The organism is Nocardioides sp. NPDC057772 (assembly GCF_042798075.1).
Classification (GTDB): domain Bacteria; phylum Actinomycetota; class Actinomycetes; order Propionibacteriales; family Nocardioidaceae; genus Nocardioides.
The window spans coordinates 13619-35252 of the sequence record NZ_JBHVKN010000013.1 but is presented as its reverse complement, the minus strand read 5'-3'; the positions used below and the strand labels follow the sequence as shown (position 1 = coordinate 35252).

Below are 21634 nucleotides of genomic sequence, written 5' to 3'. Positions count from 1 at the left end.
CAGCGGTGGGGTCACCACCATCGTCGACATGCCGCTCAACAGCATCCCGCCCACCTGCGACCTCCCGGCGCTCGACCTCAAGCGCAAGACCGCCGCGAGCCAGGCCTTCGTCGACGTCGGCTTCTGGGGCGGTGCCATCCCGGGCAACGTCGCCGAGCTGCGACCCCTGCACGAGGCGGGGGTCTCCGGGTTCAAGTGCTTCCTGCTGCACTCCGGCGTCGACGAGTTCCCGCCGCTCGACGCCGACCAGCTCGAGCTCGCGATGCGCGAGATCGCGTCCTTCGACGGGCTGCTGATCGTGCACGCCGAGGACGCCCACGTGATCGAGCACGCGCCCGCGGCGGGTGGAGGGACGTACCGACGTTTCCTGAGCAGCCGCCCGCGGGACGCCGAGAACCTCGCGGTCGCCGGGGTGGTCGAGCTCGCCCGGAACACCGGGTGTCGGGTCCACATCCTGCACGTCTCCAGTTCCGACGTGCTCGCGACGATCGACGCGGCCCGCCGCGACGGCGTCCCGATCACTGCCGAGACCTGCCCCCACTACCTGACCTTCGCCGCCGAGGAGATCCCCGACGGCGCGACGCAGTACAAGTGCTGTCCGCCGATCCGCGAGGCGGCCAACCGCGAGCTGCTCTGGCAGGGCCTGCGCGACGGCGTCATCGACATGGTCGTCACCGACCACTCGCCCTCGACTCCCGATCTGAAGGCCCTCGACACCGGCGACTTCGGGGTCGCCTGGGGTGGCATCTCCTCGCTCCAGCTCGGTCTGTCGGCGGTCTGGACCGAGGCCCGCGCCCGCGGCTTCGCCCTCACCGACATCGCCCGCTGGATGTCCGCGGCCCCCGCCCGTCACGCCGGGCTGCCGGGCAAGGGGCAGATCGCGGTCGGACAGGACGCCGACTTCGCGGTCCTCGCCCCCGACGACACCTTCGTCGTCGACGCCGCGAGGCTCCATCACAAGAACGCCGTCACGCCCTACCACGGCCGCACCCTCGCCGGCGTCGTCCGCCAGACCTGGCTGCACGGCGAGAAGATCGACATCGAAGCCGCGCCCCGGGGCCGGCTGCTCGGCAGAGCCACCACAGAAGGAGCCCGACCATGAGCGAACCTCGCTACTACGCCCCGACCGGCGGTCACCCGTCGCAGCGGGAGCTGACCACCGACCGGGCCGTCTTCACCGAGGCGTACGCCGTGCTCCCGCGTGGCACCATGCGCGACATCGTCACCAGCAAGCTCCCGTTCTGGGAGGGCACCCGGCTGTGGGTCATCGCCCGGCCGCTCTCCGGCTTCGCCGAGACGTTCTCGCAGTACATCGTCGAGGTATCGCCCGGCGGCGGCAGCGACAAGCCGGAGCTCGACCCGGGTGCCGAGGGTGTTCTGTTCGTGGTCGAGGGCGCGCTGACGCTCTCGGTCGAGGGCGAGAAGCACGACCTGGCCCCGGGCGGCTACGCCTTCCTCCCGCCCGGCTCCACCTGGACGCTCCACAACACCAGCGACCAGATCGCCCGCTTCCACTGGATCCGCAAGGCCTACCAGCGGGTCGAGGGCATCGACGTGCCCGAGCCGTTCGTGACCAACGAGGTCGACGTCCCCGGCGGCGAGATGCCGGGCACCAACGGCGCCTGGAAGACCCAGCGCTTCGTCGACCCCGATGACGTACGCCACGACATGCACGTCAACATCGTCAGCTTCGAGCCGGGCGGCGCGATCCCGTTCCCGGAGACGCACGTGATGGAGCACGGGCTCTACGTCCTCGAGGGCAAGGCCGTCTACCTGCTCAACAAGGACTGGGTGGAGGTGCAGGAGGGCGACTTCATGTGGCTGCGCGCATTCTGTCCGCAGGCCTGCTACGCCGGCGGACCCGGCCGGTTCCGCTACCTGCTCTACAAGGACGTCAATCGCCACGCGGTCCTCTCGCGGCAGTTCGGCTGATGCCGGTCGCGGTCGTCACCGGCGCCGGCTCCGGCTCCGGCCTGGGGCGGGTGATCGCCCAGGCCCTGGACGGAGCCGGTTTCCAGGTCGCCCTGCTGGGACGTACGCAGGGCTCGCTCGAGGAGACTGCGTCGGTGATGGCGCGGTCCCTCGTGCTGCCCACGGACGTCGCCTCCGCCGCTGAGGTGGAGGCGACGTTCGCCGTCGTCGTCGGGATGTGGGGTCGCGTGGACCTGCTGGTCAACAACGCCGGCACCTTCGGGCCGAGCGGGGATCCTGACGAGATCCCGGTCGAAGAGTTCGCCGCGACCCTGGCGATCAACGTCACCGGCTCGTTCCTGTGCGCCCGCGCGGCCTTCGCCCAGATGAAGAGGCAGGACCCGCGCGGCGGCCGGATCATCAACAACGGCTCCGTCTCCGCCCACACACCCCGCCCCGGCAGCGCCGCCTACACCACCTCCAAGCACGCGATCACCGGCCTCACCCGCTCCCTCGCCCTCGACGGCCGCGCCCACGACATCGCGGTCGGCCAGATCGACATCGGCAACGCCGCCACCGAGATGACCGCCGGCATCGCCGTCGGCGCCCGTCAGGCCGACGGCACCGTACGCCCCGAGCCGACCTTCGACCCCCAGCACGTCGCCGACGCCGTCGTCGCCATGGCCCAGCTGCCCCTGGGCGTCAGCGTGCCCACGATGACCATCCTCGCGACCGGGATGCCGTACGCCGGCCGCGGCTGAGCCGGGTCGGGAACGGATCCAAGACCCGACGAAAATGCTGACCTGAAGAACAAATCCGATTCGCCTCGGTGACCGAAGACCGGGTGACAGCGCCTCTGCGCCGATCGCCCCCTTCGACCACGAGGAGCCCGATGAGCAGTCCCGACCACGAACGCCGTCGGATCGCCGTGGTGGGAAGTGGGGTCGCCGGTCTGACCGCGGCGTACGTCGCGTCCCTGCACGCGACGGTCACCGTCTTCGAGGCCGACGACCGGCTGGGCGGCCACGCCGACACCCATCGGGTCACCGCGCCGGACGGTAGCGAGCTGGCGATCGACACCGGGTTCATCGTGCACAACCGGCGTACATATCCGACGCTGCTGCGTCTCTTCGCCGAGCTGGACGTGCCGACCCAGGTCTCGGAGATGTCGATGTCGGTGCGCTCGGACGACGCGGGCGTGGAGTACGCCGGCGCGCGCGGGATCCGCGGGGTGCTGCCCGACCGGCGGGCGCTGCGGCTGTCGCACCTGCGGATGCTCGCCGAGATCCCGCGGTTCCACCGGGCCGCCCGGGCGCTGCTGGCGGCCGACGAGCCCGACGACCGCACCCTCGGTGAGTTCCTGGACGAGCACGGTTTCACTCCGCACTTCCGCCGCCACTTCATGGCGCCACTGGTCGCCGCGGTGTGGTCCTGCGACCCCGCCACGGCGTTGAGCTATCCGGCCCGCTACCTCTTCGAGTTCCTCGGCCACCACGGGATGCTGCAGGTCTTCGGGTCGCCACGCTGGCGCACGGTCACCGGCGGTTCGGCGACGTACGTCGAGAGGGTCGCCGCCGCGATCCGCGACCGCGGCGGCCGGGTGCTGACCTCGACCAAGGTGGTCAACGTGGTCGAGACCGCCGCGGGTGTCGAGATCACCGACGGCAACGGCACCACCGAGGTCTTCGACGCCGCCGTGCTGGCCACCCACCCCGGGCAGTCGCTGGCGATGCTCGGCGAGCCGACGATCGCCCAGCGGGAGATCCTGGGTGCGTTCCCCTACTCCGCCAACCAGGCTCGGCTGCACACCGACACCAGCCTGCTGCCGCGCAGCGAGCACACCCGGTCGTCCTGGAACTACCTGGAGCGCCCCGGCCGCGGCGAGGTCACCGTCACCTACGACCTGACCCGGTTGATGCGGCTGCCGGCCCCTGGAGGCGTACGTCACCTGGTCACTCTCGGCGGCGCCGACCTGATCGATCCGGCGAAGGTCATCGCCACCATGGAGTACGAGCACCCGCTCTACACCCCGGAGTCGGTCGCGGCCCAGCAGCGCGCCGACGAGCTGGACTCCGACAGGCTCGTCTTCGCTGGTGCCTGGCGCGGCTGGGGGTTCCACGAGGACGGCGCCCGCTCCGGCGCCCGGGCGGCGCAGCGACTGGGGCTGCGGTGGACGAAGCCCACGAAGAGGCCTGGCGACGTCACCGGCGTCTACCGCACCACGATCAGCCACACCCGGCGCGGTCCGTTGCGGAACCGGTTCGTGCACCGCTCCCACTGGCGGGTGGTCGACCTCGACCGGCTGCCCGACCACGGCGTCCTCGGCCGCTTCGAGGCTCGCGACCACCTCGGCGATCCAGACCGCTCCATCCGGGAGAACCTGGCCGCCTTCCTGAAGCTGCACGACATCGATCTGGGCGAGGCCAAGGTGCTGCTGGCGACCCAGCCGCGAGCTTTCGGCTTCTGCTTCAACCCGATCAGCGTCTACTGGTGCACGTCGGCGTCCGGGGAGCCGCTGGCCACCGTCGTCGAGGTGCACAACACCTACGGCGACCGGCACGCCTACCTCGTCCACCCCGACGAACGGCACCGCGCAGAGGTCGTGAAGGCGATGTACGTCTCGCCGTTCCACGGCGTCGACGGCCGCTACGACCTCACCGTACCGCCGCCTGACGACCGGCTCGCGGTCGCCGTCCGCCTGACCACCGAGGAGGGGACCGTCTTCGACGCCTCCGTCCGTGGGGTCCGGGTCGAACCGCGCTTCGGGACCCTGCTCCGTTCCGCTCCCGCCGCGCTGCTCGGCGCGGTCTGGATCCGCATCCACGGCGTCGCGCTGTGGCTACGACGTCTGCCGGTCCACAGCCGGCCGTTGCACCACCAAGAAGGAGTCCGATGATGACCGTTGAAGCATCCGTCGAAGCACCCGTCGCCACGGCCGTGCAGCGCGACCGCTGGCCGATGCTGGAGGAGGCGCCTTCCGGTCTGGTGACGCGAGGCGCCGCGGCCGCCGCGGCGACCCTGTTCCGGACCGCCACGAAGCGGCTCGGGATCAGCGTGAGCGAGGACGGCGGCCCGGCCGACATCGTGCTGCACCGGCCTGAGGAGTTCTACGCCAGGATCGGCCGGCACGGGCTGATCGGGTTCGGCGAGGCGTACCTGACCGGTGCCTGGGACGCCCCGGAGCTGGGGGAGACGTTGACCGTGCTGTGCCGCGACATCCGGGACCTGCTGCCCGGATGGGCGCAGAAGGCGGGCGCGGTCTACGAGCGTCGTCGCGGCGCCACCGACCTGAACACCCCGGAGAACGCGCGCGAGCACATCGGTCACCACTACGACCTCTCCAACGACTTCTTCGCGCTCTTCCTCGACCCGACGATGAGCTACTCCTCGGCGCTCTTCTCCTCGCTCCCCTCGACCGAGGAGGACCTGGCGATCGCGCAGCACCGCAAGATCGACCGGATCCTCGATGAGGCGGGAGTCGGCCCGGGCACCCGGTTGCTCGAGATCGGCACCGGCTGGGGCGAGCTCGCCCTGCGGGCGGCCGCTCGCGGCGCCCAGGTCACCACCGTGACCCTCTCCGTCGAGCAGGCCGACCTGGCGCGGCGCCGGATCGGCGCGGCCGGTCTGGGCCATCGGGTGGACGTGGAGCTGCGCGACTACCGTGCCGTGGACGGGACGTACGACGCGGTGGTCTCGGTCGAGATGATCGAGGCCGTGGGTGAGCGGTTCTGGCCGGTCTACTTCGCGAAGATCGACGAGGTCCTGGCCCCGGGCGGCACCGCGGTCATCCAGGCGATCACCATGCCGCACGACCGGATGCTGGCCACCCGCAACATCGAGACCTGGATCACCAAGTACATCTTCCCCGGCGGGCTGCTGCCCTCGACCGAGGCGATCACCGGAGCCACCGAGACGCACACCCGGCTCCGGATGCGCAGCCGGCTTTCCTTCGGTCCCCACTATGCCGAGACGCTGCGGCGCTGGGACCTCGCCGTCAGGGAGCGGGCCGACGAGATCAGGGCGCTCGGCTTCGACGAGACCTTCCTGCGGATGTGGCACTTCTATCTGGAGTACTCCCGGGCCGGGTTCGCGGCCGGCTACATCGACGTCCAGCAGCTCACCTTCACCCGGGAAGAGGCTCGTTGATCCGCGACATGCTCCTCGTCAGCGGCGTCGCTGCCGCCGTGGTCGCGGTGATGCGTGCGTGTGGTTGGGGCATCTGGCTGATCGGTACGGCCACCGCCTGGTGGGTGGCTCCGGTGACCGTCGTGGCGCCGGTGGCGATGACGTACTTCCTGGTCCACGCGACCGGAGCTCGGCTGCTGGAGGGTAGTGCCTGCATGGACAGGGCCGGGGCGAGCCGGTCGACCAGGTAGAGCGCGGCGGACAACACGTACTGCGATCACCGATGTCGTCGCGACCGGGATGCCGTACGCCGGGCGCGGCCGACAGGTCGGCCGGTGGGCGAACGAAAATTCGTTCGCGGGGACGTGAGGCGGCGAGATCGCCTGAGGGTGCAGGGCGCTGCCTGCCCGCGCCAACGCTAAGCGAGATCAAGGCTGAGCGATGCCAGGCCTCCAACAGGTCTGAACCCGAGTCCTCGATAGAGGCTGAGGGCGGCTTCGTTGTCGGGTTCGGTGACGAGGGACAGTCGGGTTGCGCCTGCTGTCTGCGCCGCGTCGCGGACGGCACTGACGAGAGCGACCGCCGCTCCCTGCCGACGGGACCCGGGAAGCACAAACAGGTCACGTAGCTGCCAGAACCGCCCCATGACCAAAGATGCAGGAACCGCGTGGCTGGTCGCCAGACCGATTGGAGGTGTGCCCGCGGGAGACTCCACGGATGCCGTGAAGATCATGAGCATATTGGACTGGGCCATCTCAGTGAGCCAGCCGATGGTGCGCTCGCTCGTGTCTGGCGGCTGGCCGTAGTGGCGTCGGTAGTGGCTGAACAGTACGCCGGCCGCCGCGAGTGTCTCTTCGGTGTCACACGTAGTGATCCGTAGCGCCCCTGCCGGGACCGAGTCGTCGCTCATGTCTGCCTCTACTTCTGGTCCATCAAAGATGACAGCGAAGGTCGGGCAAGTCTGCCTACTGCGCCGATCGCGACAACGACGGCGGCCCCGATACCTGCTCCGATCCAGTTCACGACCACGTCGCTGAGCATGAACGCGACCCGTCCCATCGCAGGGAAGAGCAGCTGAACGATCTCCGCCAGTAGAGGCATGCCCACCGCGGTGCCCACCGCGACCCATCGGCGTCCGGCGCACCACATCAACACCGACACCGCGCCCAGCGCCGCCCCAGCGAAAAGGTTGAGCGAGTCGGAACTGATCATCAAGAGGTTCCCGAGCGGCGGCAGCTGGATGTCGAGGCTGACCCCGCGAGACCCACCCGGATTACCCCACAGTCCGGAGCCGCTCGGCGTCGCCGTCACACCCAGGTAGGAGCCGCACACCGCAACGAACGAGACCGCGGTCGCGCGCGGCGCCTGCAACCACCTTGCCCACCATGATGCCCCAACGCCGGCGAGCACTCCCGAGCCGATGATGGTTGGCAGAGCGAGCGGCAACGAGCGGAAGAATGGCTCGATGATCATCTGTCCCTCCGGGTCTGAAGTAGGACGCTCGTCCGTATCAGAGGTTTTGAGCGTAGTGGGTCTGGTTCGGACGAGGCCCCGACCGGCGGGGGATCCGGTCAGGGCCTCGAGCTCAGGGGCCGATGATCAGCCGCCGTGCTGCTCGATGATCTGGGCGATCTCGGTGAACCCGCGGCTGCGGGCGTGCTCGAGCGGCGTGACGCCGTCGCGGTCGGCGATGCTCGGGTCGGCGCCGTGCTCGAGCAGGCTGCGGACGACCCGCTGCCAGCGTTCGGTCCCCTCGCCCAGGATCACGGCCTCGAGGAGCGCGGTCCAGCCGAGGTCGTTGACGTGGTCGAGGTCGATCTGGGTGCGAGCGACCCGCTCGACGTAGTCCGCGTGGCCGCGCTCGCTCGCCGGGATGATCGAGACGCCGCCGTAGCGGTTGCGTACGGTCAGGTCCGGGTCGACGCTCAGCAGCAGCTCGGCCATCGGGACGCTCCCGGTGACGCCCGTGACCAGCCAGGGGGTGTCGTGCTGTCCGTCGAGGGCATCCGGATCGGCGCCCAGGAACACGAGCAGACGGGCCGTCTCGAGGTGGTCCTCGGTGACCGCGAGCAGCAGCGGCGTACGCCGGTTGCCGTCACGTGCCTCCAGGTCGGCGCCGCCGCGGAGAGCGGCCGCAGCCGAGTCGGCATCTCCCGCTGACGCGGCGCGCAGCAGCTGAGAGTCGCCGTCCGCCACCCGCTCCGAGGCCGTACGCAGCGTCGACACGATCGCGTCGAACCCGCGCTCCTCGGCGTGCTGAAAGGCGGTCTTCCCGTCCCGGCCGGACTTCGTCGAGATGTCCACACCGGCCGCGACGAGCACGCGGACGGTGTCGGCCGCGTCCGGGCCGTCGTCACCCAGGACGACCGCCTCGTGCAGCGCGGTCCAGCCCAGCTCGTTGACGTGGTCGAGGTCGATGCCGGCCTGCACCAGGCGCCCGACGATGTCGGCGTGACCACGCTCGGCGGCGCGGATCAGGGCGGTGCCGTCGTAGGAGTCCTTTGCGTTGATGTCCGCGCCGTTGCGGAGGGTCAGGTCGAGCAGGTCGACGTAGCCCTCGCTGGCGGCGATGAGGTAGGCGCTCTGCTGGGTGTCGTCCTGGTGGTTGACGTCGGCGCCGTCCTCGATGAGCTGCCGGGCGCGGGCGACGTCGTTGTCCCAGGCGGCCTTGATCAGCTGCTCGTTCATCCGCTGCTGCTCCTTGGGCTCGGGGGTCTTCTTCGCCGCTTCGGATGCGGCCGGCGCCGAGCTTGACGGAGACGAAGAGCTCGACGGAGACGGTTCGGCGGTCTCCGACGGCGCCGCGGCGCAGCCTGCCAGAAGCACGGTCAGCGCCGTGGCGGCCATCGACCACCGCAGGTGAGACGTGGTCATCGCGGCATCCGTGCGGTGACGATCTCGTACGGCCCCTGCGCGGTCTGCTCGTCGAAGTGGCTGTCGACCAGCAGCATCCGGCCGTCGAGCAGCTTGCCCGTGGTGAAGACCCGGTGCGGGTCGGTGGCGCGCGACGAGACGAGCTCGGCGGAGGTCGCCGACGGGTTCAGCTCGAGGTGCACGAGCTGCTTGTCGAAGTTGCGGATCACGGCGAGGTCGCGGCCCTGCGCGATCAGCCCGTCGGCGTTACGGAGGTCGGCGCCGTCGGTGTCGATCTCGCTGACCTCTCCGGTGGCGATCTCGAAGCGCCACAGCTGACCGGTGGTGCCCTGGGCGACCACGAACGCGGAGTTGTCCTGGCTGAGCACGATGCCGCCGAGGTTGAAGCCCTGCTGCGGGGTGATGAGGTCGCTGCCGTCGGCCCACTCGGTCGCCTGCCAGCCGTCGGCACCCTCGGCGACCCGGATGATCGTCGGGTTGTTGGAGTTGGTGAAGTACGCAGCCCCGTCCGGCCCGATCGCGACGTCGTTCAGGAAGGCGTTGTTGTCCGGGACGCGGAGCGCCGCCAGCAGCTCGCCGGAGGGGCTGTACACCCACAGGTCGGGGCGGTCGTTGCCGGTGCCGTTCGGGCCGCCGGCGACGTAGATGCGGCCCTGGTCGTCGACGGTGATGCCGCGGGCGGTGTAGCGGCCGTCGGTGCCGTCCCCGGCCAGCCACTCCTCGGCCTGGGCCCGGTCGGCGCTGCCGCGCTGGATCTCGCCGCCGGTGACCTCGCTGACGTAGAACTTCCCGGACTCCGGGTCGACGCCGATGCCCTCGAACTTCGAGCCGCCCTGGGCGGACGGGTCGCCCTCGAGCAGGTAGCTCGCCGGGCGGCCGTGACCCTGTGCGGCGCCGGCCTCGGCGGCGCTGGCCGCGGTGCCCGTGCCGAGGGCGGTGAAGGACAGGGTGGCCGAGGCAGCGATGCCGGCGAGCCCGGCGAGGGCGGCGATTCGGGACGTACGCATGGTGGTTCTCCTGTGTCGATTTCGGTGCGCTCGGTGCGCTCGATGCGTGTGGTCGAGCTGATGCATCAACCATCGCTTTCGGAGAGGGACCCGGACATCGGGAGACCGGCGACGTCTGGATAGCCGTCCGGCGACACTCCGGATAGCCGATCGGATGATGCCGGGAACCCGCGACCGGCCTAGCCTGGAACGACCATGTCAACTGACGCCGCGCCCACCTCTCGAGCCGGTGGGATCCTGGCCGGCCAGTCGCTGCTCGACCGCTGGCTCCACATCTCACTGGTCGTGCTCGTCGTCGCCTCGGTCGTGCGCTATCTGCAGGGCCACGGCTTCGGCGACCAGGCCGAGGTGGTCCTGCCCGGCGCCGCCCTCCTCCTGGTCGCGTACGCAGCGGGCCGCCGCCTCACCGGCACGGCCGCGGTCGTCTGGCTGGCCGCGGTGGTCGCCTGCTGGACCGTGCTGGCGCTGATCGCGCCCTCGTTCTCGTGGGCCGCGGTGCCTTTGGTCTTCCTGGCCCTGCGCGTGCTCCCGTTCCGCTGGGCGGTGGCGGCGACGGTGTTCCTCGTGGCCGTCGTCGCGTTCGCCTGGAGCAAGATGACCGGGCTGGCCGATCCGACCGTGCTGCTCGGCCCGGTCTGCGTCGCCGTGCTCGCGGTGACCGCCTACCGCGCCCTCGAGCGCGACGCGGCCACCCGTCGCGTACTCTTCGCCGAGCTCGAGGCGGCCCAGGACGAGGTCGCCGACGCCGAGCGTCGAGCCGGGGTGGTGGCCGAGCGCGCGCGGCTGAGCCGGGAGATCCACGACAGCGTCGCCCAGGGCCTGACCAGCATCAACCTGCTGCTCCAGGCCGCCGACCATGAGTGGGATTCGCGTCCCGCCGATGCCCGCGGTCACGTCGATCAGGCGGCCGGCATGGCCCGCGCCTCGCTCGACGAGGCCCGCCGGGTCGTCCGCGACCTCGCTCCCGCGGAGCTGGCCGGCGGGTCGGCCCTGGTCACGGCCGTACGCCAGGTCGCCGACGACGTCGCCGCCACCACCGGTCTCGACATCCCCGTCCATGTCCACGGCGACCCGCACGAGGTCGGCGGACGCATCGCGACAGCCGTGGTCCGCACTCTCCGAGGCGCCCTCGCGAACGTCGCCGAGCACGCCGGCGCGACCACCGCGGTCGTCTCCCTCACCTTCCACGAGGGCGGGGTCGCCCTGGACGTACGCGACGACGGCGCGGGCTTCGACCCGAACCGGCTCCGCGACGAGGAGGACGGCCTGCGCGGACACGGCCTGGCCGGAATGCGGGCCCGCGCCCGGCTGCTGGGTGGAGACTTGGTCATCGAGAGCGCCCCGGGCGAGGGCACCGTGGTCGCCGTCTCGTTCGAGGCCGGTCAGTCAACATCCGTCCAGGGAGAAGAACGTCGTGGTTGAGCAACACATCCGGGTGGTGCTGGTCGACGACCATCCGGTGGTCCGGGCCGGCGTACGCGCCCTGGTCGACGCCCAGGACGACCTGGACGTCGTCGGCGAGGCCGCCGACTCCGCCCAGGCCGTCGCGGTCGTGGGCGAGACGAAGCCCGACGTGGTGCTGATGGACCTCAGTCTCGGCGATGGACCGGGCGGCGCGGAGACGACAAGGCTGGTCCGCGACCTGCCGTCGCCGCCGCAGGTGCTCGTGCTGACGACGTACGACACCGAGGCCGACGTGCTCGAGGCGGTCGGCGCCGGTGCGGCCGGCTACCTGCTGAAGGACGCTCCGCCCGACGAGCTGTTCCGTGCGATCCGCGGCACCGCGCGGGGGGAGACCGTGCTGGCGCCCTCGGTCGCCACCCGGCTGCTGCAGCGGGCGGCCTCACCGGCGCCGAAGGTGAGCCCACGCGAGGTCGAGATCCTGCGCCTGCTCGCCAAGGGCCTGGGCAACAAGGAGATGGCCCGCGAGCTCCTGGTCAGCGAGGCGACCATCAAGTCCCACCTCTCCCACATCTACACCAAGCTCGGCGTCGACACCCGCGCCGGTGCCGTCGCCACGGCCATCGAGCGCCGCATCCTGCGACCCTGAGGCCGGCGACGGCACCCAGCGTCTCAGCAGGTCGCCAGCAGCATGGGCTCGAGGAGGAGACCGAGGTCGTAGATCGGGTCGACGCTGTCCCAGTTGCGACCGGTCCAGCCGAGCGCGATCTGCCGGGTGCCGTCGGGCGAGCCCCAGCTGATCGACTGCGCCCCCATGTGGGCGCCGTCGTGGCCGTAGAGATACTCGCCCGGCTTGCAAGGGTCAGCGACCCGGTAGATCCCGAACCCGTACTCCGGGTCGGCGCTGCCCGCGATCGGCGGCAGCATCTCCTCCACCGATGCCGGGCGGACCAGCTGCCCGGTGAGGAGCGCCTCGTTGAGGTCGGCGAGGTCCTCGGTCGTGCTCGTGGCCGCACCGGCGGCGTGGAAGATGCTCGGGTGCAGGTCGGTCATCGGCCGCCAGCGGCCCTCGTAGTGGCCGGCGTCCTCGAGGAACGGGCCGCGGTTGCGGGCCTCGGTCGGGTAGGAGCTCTGCCGCATACCTGCGGGTTCGAGGACCCGGTCGCGTACGAGATCCTCGATCCGCTCGCCGGTCTCCTTCTCGAGCATGACCCCGAGCGCGACGTAGCCGTAGTTGGAGTAGGAGAAGTCGGTGCCGGGCTCGAAGAGCCAGCCGGCGCCACGCATGAAGGCGAGGTGCTCGGCCTCGGAGTAGTACTGCCCGAGCGCGTCGATCAGCTGGTCCCACGAGGTCGGGTCCTCGACACGGTCGAAGAGGATCTCCTCGGGTCCGCGCGGGGCGCCGGAGGTGTGGCTGAGCAGGTGCTTGATCGTCACCCCCTCGGGGAAGGTTCCCGGGAGCACGTCGTTCGCGGGCGTGTCCAGGGTCCAGCCGCCGCGCTCGACCTCCTGCATCACCAGGGTCGCGATCAGCGTCTTGGTGTTGCTGGCGACGTGGAAGCGGTCGCCCGGCCTGACCGGCCGCTTCTTCCCGACCTCGCGTACGCCACCCGCCCCCGCCCACACCAGGTCGGGCGTCTCGACGCGCGCCGTGACGCCCACGGCACCGTCGGCGATGAGGGCATCGACAGCCCGGTCGAGCTCGGCGGCGGTGGGAGCCGCCGACCGGGTCCGGAGCCCGCGCCGCTCGGCGGCCGCCCGCTCGGCGATCGCGGTGGCCTCCCGCGTCAGCGCGGTCGGGTCCGGCGCGATCGACGCAGCTCCGGGGCGAGGATCAGGATCGGCGTACGCTGCCGGTAGGGCCGTCAGGGGGAGGAGCACCGCGGCCAGCGCTGCGGTGCCCGCGCGGACGATGGTCCGAGACATGGCTGCTCCTGTCGTCGTGGACGTGTCGCAGCCATCGTTCCGGGCCCGGACGTAGGCCCACATCAGCCTCGAGACGGAGATCGAGGCGGCGTCGCTCAGTCTCGAAGCTGACGTCGCAGGGCCCGCGCGGCCTTGCCCTTGCGGGAGAAGAGGTCGCGACGCTCGGCGGGCGTCATCGGTCCGAGCTTCTCGAGGACCGAGGCGGGGAACCCGGCGACCTCGGGCGCTTCGCCGATCGGCACGGTGGTGTGGACGACCGGGGCGCCCGGGACGCCGCCCACGCCCTCGTCGTAGAGGTGGACCAGCGAGATCGCCTGGTGGCCGTCGACGGAGGCGGAGTAGCGGTCGAGGGTCGCCGGGGCGGCGGTGTAGCAGCTCGCGGAGGCGACCGAGACGGGGATGCCGGCGAAGGTGGTGCTGGTCGAGTAGTGCAGGTGACCTGCGAGAACGGCACGTACGTCGGTCCCGGCCAGCACCGGGGCGAGCCGGTCCTGACCGTCGAGCTCGATGATCACGCTGGCCTCGTTGAGGGGCAGCGGGATCGGCGGGTGATGCATCGTGAGCAGGGTGCCGTGCGGCGCCGGCTCGGCGAGCACGTCGCTCAGCCACTCCAGCTGGGCCTCGGTGATGTCGCCGTGGTGCCAGCCGGGCACGGTGGTGTCCAGCGCGATGATCCGCAGACCGTGGATGTCGTAGACCCGGTCCTGCGGGGCGTCGGAGGCTTCCCCGAAGAGCACCTCGGAGTAGACCTCGCGCTCGTCGTGGTTGCCCATCACCCAGATGATCTCGGCCCCGAGATCCGCGGCGACCGGCTCGACGTGCTTGCGGAGACGTACGTAGGCGTCGCGCTCACCGAGGTCGGCGAGGTCACCGGTGAAGACGATCGCCTGCGGCGGGACGGTCATCCCGCGCAGCCGGTCCAGAGCGCGCTCGAAGCCGGGCGTCGGGTCGACCTTGCCGAAGATCCGCCGGTCACCGGCGTAGAGGTGGGGGTCGGAGAGGTGGGCGATCGTATGACGGGGTGCGGGATACTGACCGAACTGCACGATCCCCAGCGTAGGACCGCCCTGGGTGTCGGCTCGGGTGTCGGCTTGGATGTTGGTGGAGAACCCCCAAGCGTCACTTGGAAGTTCCCGGCAACTTCCAACTCAAGCCACGTGTGACTGGTAAGTTGACCGGTCATGGATCCGGAGAGGTACGACGCTCCGCAGTTCGGCCGCGCGACCCGCGAGCCGGGGAACAAGTGGGCCTACTGGTACTACAGGCCGGCCCACATCCCGCGTGACCTGCCGCTGGACCCGCTCACCGTGAAGGCGCTCTCGGACGCGGACGCAGCCCTCGGGCGCCTGCAGGGCGTGAGCGCGCTGATCCAGGATCCCGAGCTGCTGATCGGGCCCTACCTCACCCAGGAGGCGGTTGCCTCCTCGCGGATCGAGGGCACCCAGACCTCCCTCGAGGAGGTCCTCCAGGACGAGGCCAGCGGTCAGGCCACCAAGAGCGAGGACGTCGCCGAGGTCAAGGCCTACCTCGCCGCGACCCGGCAGGGCTTCGAGCTCATCGAGAGCTGGCCGCTCAGTCAGCGCCTCGTCCTCGAGCTCCACAAGACCCTCCTCACCGGCGTCCGTGGTCACGAGCGCCATCCCGGCGAGTTCCGGCGGATGCCGGTCTGGGTCGGCTCGACGACCGACAGCCCGACCACCGCCGCGTACGTCCCGCCCCTCCCGTCCGATCTGCCGGAGCTGATCGCCGACTGGGAGGCGTACGTCAACGTCCCCGACCTCAGTCCGACGCTGGTGCGGTGCGCGCTGATGCACTACCAGTTCGAGACGATCCACCCGTTCCTCGACGGCAACGGCCGCATCGGCAGGCTGCTGATCAACCTGATGCTGATGGAGGAGGGGCGGATGACGACGCCGCTGCTCTATCTCTCCGGTTACATCGAGGCCCACCGGCAGACCTACTACCAGCGGCTGCAGAGCGTCCGGGAGCGCGGTGAGATGCAGGAATGGCTGCAGTTCTTCCTCACCGCGGTGCGGCGCTCGGCCGAGGACGCCACGACCAGGTCCGAGCGCCTGGTCGCGCTCCGGGAGGGCTACCTCGACGAGGCGGCCACCTCGCGCGCCAACCTGTCCGGGCTGGTCACGCTCCTGTTCGCCAACCCCTACCTGACCGTCAAGCGCGTCCAGGACGCGACCGGGCTGACCAACCAGGGGGCGCGCAACCTCATCCAGGACGCCGAGCGGCGCGGGTGGATCGAGGCCGCCGGCCGGTCGGGCCGCGGCGGGCGCCACTACTGGGTCGCCAGAGCGGTGATGGACGTGATCGAGGAGCCGCTGGCGTATAGCTGAAGCCAACTGCACCCGGCTCAAAACGTGCAGGTGGCCCCGGTTGTGCACGTGTGCACGTCCAGGGCCACCTGTGTGACGTTGCCGAGCAGTCGGTAGGGGGTGATCACTCGGCCATGGTCATGTGTCTCAGAAGGTGCCGAGCGGGCCCAGCGGGTTCGGGACCTCGTGGACCGGGAGACCGTCGAGGGCCGGGTTGTCCATCGGGAGCAGGAAGGAGACCTGGTCCATCTCACGGTCCGACAGCTCGGACGGCATCGCGCCGCCCATGATCTTGTCCATGACGATGCCCGGGGCACCGACGTAGGCGCCGGAGACGACCAGAGCGGCACCGTTGCCGACCTGGTGCGCGCCGCCGTCCCAGTTCACCCAGGCCTTCTTCTGGGCCGGGCTCAGCTCGTCGCCGGTGGCGCCCATGAGGATGAGGCCGGGCGCGCCGACCCAGGCGCCGGAGACCATGCGGGCGGCGCCGCCGGTGGCCTGGCCGGCGCCACAGATGAAGCTGGCCCAGGCCTTCTGGCTCGAGGGCGAGAGGTCGGAGGCACCGGCGGAGTTCTCCTTGATGCACTCGGCCTCGGTGCGCTTGTGGTGCTCGTCGCCCGGAGCCGCGGTGGCGGTGCCGGCGGTCAGAGCGATGGCGACACCCGAGAAGGCGGCGACGGCCGCGGCGCGGCGGAGCAGCCCTGTCTTCTTGTTCATTTCGTACCTTTCATCGATCAATTCGAATTGAAGCAACACGCACGGGCGCGACCCCCGGATCGATAACATATCGATACGTTCGCGTCCGAGAAAAGATGCTATGGGCGTCAACTGCCTTCGGCGATAGCGACACGGCTGTTTTCGTGTCAACTAAGTGCCGAATGAAATGTAATGACGTAATTTCATCCGACCTGCAACATTCTTATCTCATCGCGCGTAAATGCGCAGATGGCCCGGTCGTGCACGAGTGCACGGCAGGGCCATCTGTAGACGGCGTCGAACGGATCGTGGTGAAAGCTACGTCCGGTCGGCAGCGGTCATGTCGCCGCTCAGAAGGTGCCGAGAGGGGCCATCGGGTTGGGTACCTGCTCGGTGGGAACACCGTCGAGCGCCGGGCTGTCCTCCGGGATGAGGAACGTGACCTGCTCGAGCTCGCTCGGCGACAGGTCGCTCGGGGTCGCACCGCCGGCGATCTTGTCGAGGATGATGCCGGGGGCGCCGACGTAGGCGCCGGCGACCATCATCGCGGCGCCCTCACCGATCTTGCGGCCACCGTCGTCCCAGTTCTCCCAGGCCGCCATCTGCTCGGGGGTGAGCGGAGCACCGGTGGCACCGGCGAGGAGCAGACCCGGAGCGCCGACCCAGGCGCCGCTGACCATCTGGGCCGCGCCCTCGGTCACGTAGGAGCCGCCGAGGATGAAGTCCTCCCAAGCCTTCTGCGACGAGGGGGAGAGGTCCGACGTCAAGGTGCTGACCGCGGCGGTCTCGGCGTCGGCCGGGGCGGCCGTGGCTGCTCCGGTGGACAGCGCGAAGGCGACACCCGAGAAGGCGGCGACGGCCGCGGCGCGGCGGAGCAGCCCTGTCTTCTTGCTCATTTCATACCTTTCGTCGTCAATTCGAATCGATCGCAACGCGGTCGTCGAGCCGACAACTCTCGCGCCGGCATGTCCGCGTGCGCTTCACGACGCTAAAGACACGCAACGATGGGTTGTCCGAGCGACACGGCATGGTGATTACCAAGTAAACGTAAACGTTCCGTACTGCCTGGTAATACGGTGCGGGGTTGGGTTAATCGCTTCTCGGCCCGGCGCCGACACGCTAGATTGCCGCGTCCACTTCTCGGGACCCCCACCTAGAAGGCCCCACGATGAGCTCGGCAACGTACGCACCAGTGATCGCTGATTCCCGTCGGCGGAGGAAGGGCGGCAGGGTCTTCCTGGCGGTGTTGCTCGGCCTCCTCGGCGCGCCACTCCTTCTCGTCGGGGCGGGCCTGGCGATCGCAGCCGGACCTGACGACGTGGTGATGGGCAAGGAGACCCCGATCGAGCAGGGCGCGGCGTACTCCACGCCGGAGGCGTTCGCCTTCGACCGGCTCCCGGTCACGGTGCGCGTGGAGGCGATGGGGGAGTCGTACGTCGGGGTAGGCAACCCGGTCGATGTCCTCGATGTCGTCCAGGGCACCGACGCCGTCGAGATCGCCAGGACCCCGCTGACCCGGGTCAGTGGGGCGCCGGGCTCGGGTGAGAGTGTGCGCGATGCCTCCCAGGCGCCGTGGTGGTACGAGAAGGTCTCGGGCTCGGGGACGCAGGAGCTGAACGTGACGCTCGAGGGGGAGCCGGTCTCGTTCCTGGCTGCGAGCCGGGACGGTGCACCGATCAAGCTCGCCTTCGGGTATCGGATCGACGGGATCTTCGCGGTCGCGCTGGGCATCGCCGGCTTCGGCGCCCTGCTGCTCATCGGCGCTGTCCTCGTGCTGGCGACCGGCAAGCGGCCGGCCGGGTCGGAACCGCCCCACCCGCCCGCTTCGTACGTCCCCCCCCGACCCAACCCGGCCACCCGCAGCAGCCGGCTCGTCCGGTCATGACCGGGCCCACGCCGGTCCGCCCGGCCGCGCCTCGACCACCGGCGGGTTGGCTCTACCGGCGCCTGGGCGTGGCGGCCGGGATCTGCGTACTGACGTTCTCGCTCGCCGGGTGCTCGATGCCCGCGTCCGTCGAGCTCGAGCAGGCCAGCAAGGTCTCGCTGCCCAAGGACGCCGTCGCGGATCTGCTGGAGGACTGGAACAAGCGCAACAACAAGGCGATCAAGGCCAACCAGCCCGGCACGTGGCAGGCCGAGGCGTGGACCCAGGCCGACAGCGGCCCGGTCCTGGCCAAGGACCAGCTCACCTCTACGGCGAACAAGAGCTTCGACGTCCGGGACCGTCAGCCCACCTGGAAGGCCGTCCCTCGCCGGGTGTGGTCGGTGCAGCTCAGCGAGTACCCGATGTGGGCCGTCGTGGAGATCAACGTCAAGGGCGAGAAGAAGGCGAAGCTGACCCGGCTGGCCGTCTACGAGCAGCAGGACGCCCTGTCTCCCTGGAAGGTACGCAGCAGCCTCGGGGTCAGGAAGAAGGCCGTGCCGACCGAGGTCGAAGGCGCGGAACCGGCATCAGTCGCAGTGACCAAGCGGGTCGAGGAGGTCGCCGCGAAGGTCGACGCCTACCTCGAGAAGCCCCAGCGCATCGACGGCCTCGACGGGTTCAAGAAGCTCGCCGCCCCCGGCGCCGAGATCGCCGCGTACGCCTCCGACATGGGCGTCGACATGGTCAGGACGACCGCGGAGCCCTTCGATGCGACGAGCACGCGGATCGTGCAGACTCCCGAGGGCGCGCTCGCGATGCTGGACTTCACGACGGACGTCATCGTCGGCGGCCAGGACAGCGAGTGGGAGTGGAACCCGCCCTACGACCGGTTCCGCAGCCGGGCCGGCAAGAACCTGTCGATCCGGTCCGCGGTGACGGTCGCGGTGCTGGTGCCGGAGGACGGCGACCCGTCGGTCCTCGGGGTCGAGTACGGCGAGATCATGGGTGCGAAGGTGAAGAACTGACTCCCAGGGTTCATCCGATGCTCGCGTGAGCGGCGGGTGGGCTTTCCTCGGGAGGTCTAGCGTCGCAGCATGCATCATGCTGCGGCCGTGGGGCTGGCCATCGGCGCATGTGTCCTGTTCTCGCTCTCCGCTGCTGTTCAGCAGCGTGCCAGCGCTCTCGCGCCCGGTCGCAGCGGCGGGATCTCCGGAGTCGAGCAGCTGATGCTGGCGCTGGTGCGCAACCCGCTGTGGGCCATCGGCGCGGTGATCAACGCGATCGGCTTCGGGGTGCAGGCGGTCGCGCTCCATCTCGGCTCGGTCTCGGTGGTGCAGTCGGTGATGCCCACCCAGCTGCTCTTCGCGCTCGCCTTCGCCTCCATCGCCGCCCGCCACTTCCCGACGGTCGCCGACTGGGTCAGCGGGGCCGCGATCTGCGGCGGCGTGATCCTGCTGGTCACCGACGACCATCGCGGCGGCACCTACGCCGACGTCGGCCGTGTCGCGCTCTTCGCGGCCTGCGTGGCGGTCGTGATCTGCGTACTCCTGCTGGCGGCCCACCGGTTCCCGCCGCCGATCGCGGCGGCGACGACGGCCGTCGCGGCCGGGTGCTCGTTCGCGACCACCTCGGTGCTGCTGAAGATCACCGCCGACCGGGCCGCCGCCGAGGGGTTCCTCGGGCTGCTCACGCTGCCGGCGTTCTACGGACTGCTGTGCACCTGCGGCCTCGGGATCGTGCTGACCCAGGCGGCGCTCGCCGCCGGACCGCTGCCCTGGGCGATGGCGGCGATGACGATCACCAATCCCACCGTCTCCTACGTCGCCGCGGTGGTCGCCTTCGGCGCCTCGGCCCCCACGCTGTGGGTCGCGGTGTGCGCCGGGGCGCTGCTCGTCACCGGCATCCTCGGGCTCGCCAGGTCACGCTCGGCGGTGAGGTGGACCCCGGTGCAGCCCGAGCGAGCCGAGATCCGCGTGCCCTAGACGCGGTCCTGCATCGAGCGAGGCCAGGAGCGCCGCCTCGTCCGCGTGGTGGACCTGGGCCGGAGGTGCTCGGGCAGCGCGCTGATGTAGGGCGCGGCATGCCGGCACTCGCCACAGGTGACGTCTCGATAGTCGTAGGAGGTCAGTGGATCTTCTCCGTACGCGCGACACACCGGCCCGAAGGAGTCGGCGAAGTGCGTACGCTGCTGCGTGGTCAGCTCGCTCATGTGCGCCTCACGTGGTCGTTGGCGGGAAGGGTCACAGCAGGGTAACGAATTTTCAACAGGCAATGTGCTCCGACACTCTGGCGAACGTGTTCGGTTCACGCATAGCGCCGGGAACGCCGGGCCGCCTGTCGATGCCGTGACCGGGCGAGCAGATAGGTCGGGGCGGTCTCCTGCGCGAGGCTCTCGTGGAGCTCCAGCATGTCGTCGATCGTGCGGGACCACGGGAACTGCTCGGCCCGCTCCCGCGCCGCGTGGCGGGTCGCGACCACGGGTCGTTCGGCGATGTCGATGACGGCGTCGGCCAGCGCTGCCGGGTGAGCCGGTGCCCAGGCTCCGCACCGGGGGTCGACGAGCTCACGCGCGCCGCCGCGGTCGGCGGTCACCACCGGCGTACCGCTGGCGAGAGCCTCCAGGACGGCGAGCCCGAAGGTCTCCCGGGGACATACGGAGAGCGCGACGTCGGCCTCCGCGAGCGCTCGGGCGATCCGGCGACGGTCGGAGACGTGCCCGTGGAAGACGACCGGAGCCTCCGCGGCGAGGGCCTCGAGCTCGGCTCGGTGCGGCCCGTCGCCGTAGACGTCCATGCGTACGTCGAAACCGCGGCGGTGCAGCTCGACGGCGGTGGCGACGGCGAGGTCGGGCGACTTCTCCCGGGAGAGGCGGCCGACGTGGACGAGTCGGAGGGTGTCGTCACGGTGTCCGAGCGAGGGGTGGAAGAAGTCCAGGTCGACGCCCAGCGGCACCTGCGCGATCGGGCAGCCGACGGTCGCGGCCAGCGGCTCGAACTCGTGCCGGGCGTAGTCGGAGGTCACCAGCACCTGGTCGAAGGAGCGCACCAGCATCCGGTTGAGCAGCGCGGTGGAGACCTTCGAGGTGGTGTCCATGCCGGTGTAGGTCGGCATGTACTCGTCGAGCCGCTCGTGCGAGAAGAGCACCGTGCCGATGCCCTGGCGCCGCGCCCAGCGGGAGACCGGCAGCATCGTGAACTTGTCGCTGACCTCGAGGCTCGTCGGGCGGTAGCGGGTCAGCACGTCGGTCACCCGCCACGGCTCGATGATCAGCCGATAGCCGCCGCCCACCCGCGGAGCTCTGAGCTGCACCACCTCGCCGAGGTCGGTCGAGGTGACCGCGTCGTACGGGCCGGGGACGACGAGCAGACGGTCGTGGCCCGCCTCGAGATATCCGCGGGCGAGGGCCTCCAGAGCCGTCTTCATCCCGCCGGAGGTGGGTCCGACGAAGTTCGCGAGCTGAGCGATGAGCACGGGCCACATCGTGTGGCATCGAGGTAGCCCGC

General features: G+C 70.4%; 22 protein-coding genes. 12 read left to right on the top strand and 10 right to left on the bottom strand.

Annotated features, from left to right (window positions below; genetic code table 11):
- From allB to ACFVJS_RS04510, 6 genes are all read left to right on the top strand, one after another.
- Nucleotides 1-1102 (top strand): allantoinase AllB (gene allB / locus ACFVJS_RS04535; protein WP_378877748.1); only part of this gene is annotated, 1102 nt, incomplete at its 5' end.
- The gene (locus tag ACFVJS_RS04530; protein ID WP_378877747.1) at nt 1099-1932 is read left to right on the top strand and encodes a bifunctional allantoicase/(S)-ureidoglycine aminohydrolase; all 834 of its coding nucleotides are present in this window, start codon (nt 1099-1101) and stop codon (nt 1930-1932) included. The genes allB and ACFVJS_RS04530, both read left to right, overlap by 4 nt.
- The gene (locus tag ACFVJS_RS04525; RefSeq protein WP_378877746.1) at nt 1932-2672 is read left to right on the top strand and encodes an SDR family oxidoreductase; all 741 of its coding nucleotides are present in this window, start codon (nt 1932-1934) and stop codon (nt 2670-2672) included. Before ACFVJS_RS04530 ends, ACFVJS_RS04525 begins: the two co-directional genes overlap by 1 nt.
- A 131-nt stretch (nt 2673-2803) precedes the next feature.
- Nucleotides 2804-4807 carry an FAD-dependent oxidoreductase gene (locus ACFVJS_RS04520; RefSeq protein ID WP_378877745.1) on the top strand — a complete coding sequence of 668 codons (2004 nt, stop codon included), beginning with the start codon at nt 2804-2806 and terminating at the stop codon, nt 4805-4807.
- On the top strand, nt 4807-6057 hold the full coding sequence (locus ACFVJS_RS04515; RefSeq protein WP_378877744.1) for a class I SAM-dependent methyltransferase: 1251 nt from the start codon (nt 4807-4809) through the stop codon (nt 6055-6057). Before ACFVJS_RS04520 ends, ACFVJS_RS04515 begins: the two co-directional genes overlap by 1 nt.
- Nucleotides 6058-6065: 8 nt before the next feature.
- Complete coding sequence (locus ACFVJS_RS04510; protein WP_378877743.1) at nt 6066-6287, top strand: DUF1295 domain-containing protein; 222 nt, start codon at nt 6066-6068, stop codon at nt 6285-6287.
- A 167-nt stretch (nt 6288-6454) separates the two neighbouring features.
- Here the strand turns inward: ACFVJS_RS04510 and ACFVJS_RS04505 are convergent, their stop codons facing one another.
- The 4 genes from ACFVJS_RS04505 to ACFVJS_RS04490 all read right to left on the bottom strand — a co-directional run bounded on the left by ACFVJS_RS04505 (nt 6455) and on the right by ACFVJS_RS04490 (nt 9917).
- Nucleotides 6455-6946: a GNAT family N-acetyltransferase gene (locus ACFVJS_RS04505; RefSeq protein ID WP_378877742.1), complete on the bottom strand. Its 492-nt coding sequence runs from the start codon at nt 6944-6946 to the stop codon at nt 6455-6457.
- Nucleotides 6947-6954: 8 nt separating this feature from the next.
- A complete protein-coding gene (locus ACFVJS_RS04500) occupies nt 6955-7509 on the bottom strand; it encodes a VanZ family protein (RefSeq protein ID WP_378877741.1) in 555 nt (184 codons plus the stop codon).
- Nucleotides 7510-7635: 126 nt separating this feature from the next.
- Nucleotides 7636-8910: an ankyrin repeat domain-containing protein gene (locus tag ACFVJS_RS04495; RefSeq protein ID WP_378877740.1), complete on the bottom strand. Its 1275-nt coding sequence runs from the start codon at nt 8908-8910 to the stop codon at nt 7636-7638.
- Entirely contained in the window at nt 8907-9917 is a 1011-nt protein-coding gene (locus ACFVJS_RS04490; RefSeq protein ID WP_378877739.1) for an SMP-30/gluconolactonase/LRE family protein, read from the bottom strand. Before ACFVJS_RS04490 ends, ACFVJS_RS04495 begins: the two co-directional genes overlap by 4 nt.
- Nucleotides 9918-10112: 195 nt before the next feature.
- On the opposite strand from ACFVJS_RS04490, the gene ACFVJS_RS04485 reads away from it, so the two are divergent.
- Together ACFVJS_RS04485 and ACFVJS_RS04480 are read left to right on the top strand one after the other, a co-directional pair.
- Nucleotides 10113-11339 carry a sensor histidine kinase gene (locus ACFVJS_RS04485; RefSeq protein ID WP_378877738.1) on the top strand — a complete coding sequence of 409 codons (1227 nt, stop codon included), beginning with the start codon at nt 10113-10115 and terminating at the stop codon, nt 11337-11339.
- Nucleotides 11332-11967, top strand: coding sequence for a response regulator (locus ACFVJS_RS04480; RefSeq protein WP_378877737.1), 636 nt, complete (start codon nt 11332-11334; stop codon nt 11965-11967). Before ACFVJS_RS04485 ends, ACFVJS_RS04480 begins: the two co-directional genes overlap by 8 nt.
- A gap of 23 nt (nt 11968-11990) precedes the next feature.
- Here ACFVJS_RS04480 and ACFVJS_RS04475 read toward each other — a convergent pair whose 3' ends face one another.
- Both ACFVJS_RS04475 and ACFVJS_RS04470 read right to left on the bottom strand, forming a co-directional pair.
- Nucleotides 11991-13244 (bottom strand): serine hydrolase domain-containing protein, encoded by a 1254-nt coding sequence (locus tag ACFVJS_RS04475; protein ID WP_378877736.1) that lies wholly within the window; start codon nt 13242-13244, stop codon nt 11991-11993.
- A 95-nt stretch (nt 13245-13339) separates the two neighbouring features.
- Nucleotides 13340-14290, bottom strand: a complete 951-nt coding sequence (locus ACFVJS_RS04470; RefSeq protein WP_378877735.1) for a metallophosphoesterase — start codon at nt 14288-14290, stop codon at nt 13340-13342.
- Nucleotides 14291-14425: 135 nt separating this feature from the next.
- On the opposite strand from ACFVJS_RS04470, the gene ACFVJS_RS04465 reads away from it, so the two are divergent.
- Nucleotides 14426-15592 carry a Fic family protein gene (locus ACFVJS_RS04465; RefSeq protein WP_378877734.1) on the top strand — a complete coding sequence of 389 codons (1167 nt, stop codon included), beginning with the start codon at nt 14426-14428 and terminating at the stop codon, nt 15590-15592.
- A gap of 126 nt (nt 15593-15718) precedes the next feature.
- Here the strand turns inward: ACFVJS_RS04465 and ACFVJS_RS04460 are convergent, their stop codons facing one another.
- Entirely contained in the window at nt 15719-16288 is a 570-nt protein-coding gene (locus ACFVJS_RS04460) for a type III effector (protein ID WP_378877733.1), read from the bottom strand.
- Between the two features lie 329 nt (nt 16289-16617).
- Nucleotides 16618-17163, bottom strand: a complete 546-nt coding sequence (locus ACFVJS_RS04455; protein ID WP_378877732.1) for a type III effector — start codon at nt 17161-17163, stop codon at nt 16618-16620.
- A 272-nt stretch (nt 17164-17435) separates the two neighbouring features.
- Between ACFVJS_RS04455 and ACFVJS_RS04450 the strand changes: the two genes are divergently transcribed.
- The 3 genes from ACFVJS_RS04450 (at nt 17436) to ACFVJS_RS04440 (ending at nt 20113) form a co-directional block, all read left to right on the top strand.
- A complete protein-coding gene (locus ACFVJS_RS04450; RefSeq protein ID WP_378877731.1) occupies nt 17436-18152 on the top strand; it encodes a hypothetical protein in 717 nt (238 codons plus the stop codon).
- Complete coding sequence (locus ACFVJS_RS04445; protein ID WP_378877730.1) at nt 18149-19156, top strand: hypothetical protein; 1008 nt, start codon at nt 18149-18151, stop codon at nt 19154-19156. Before ACFVJS_RS04450 ends, ACFVJS_RS04445 begins: the two co-directional genes overlap by 4 nt.
- A 69-nt stretch (nt 19157-19225) precedes the next feature.
- Nucleotides 19226-20113 carry a DMT family transporter gene (locus ACFVJS_RS04440; RefSeq protein WP_378877729.1) on the top strand — a complete coding sequence of 296 codons (888 nt, stop codon included), beginning with the start codon at nt 19226-19228 and terminating at the stop codon, nt 20111-20113.
- On the opposite strand, the gene ACFVJS_RS04435 is transcribed toward ACFVJS_RS04440, so the two are convergent.
- Nucleotides 20110-20340: a hypothetical protein gene (locus tag ACFVJS_RS04435; protein ID WP_378877728.1), complete on the bottom strand. Its 231-nt coding sequence runs from the start codon at nt 20338-20340 to the stop codon at nt 20110-20112. The two genes, ACFVJS_RS04440 and ACFVJS_RS04435, sit on opposite strands and share 4 nt — an antisense overlap.
- A gap of 95 nt (nt 20341-20435) precedes the next feature.
- Entirely contained in the window at nt 20436-21611 is a 1176-nt protein-coding gene (locus tag ACFVJS_RS04430) for a glycosyltransferase (protein WP_378877727.1), read from the bottom strand.
- Between the last annotated feature and the right edge of the window lie 23 nt (nt 21612-21634).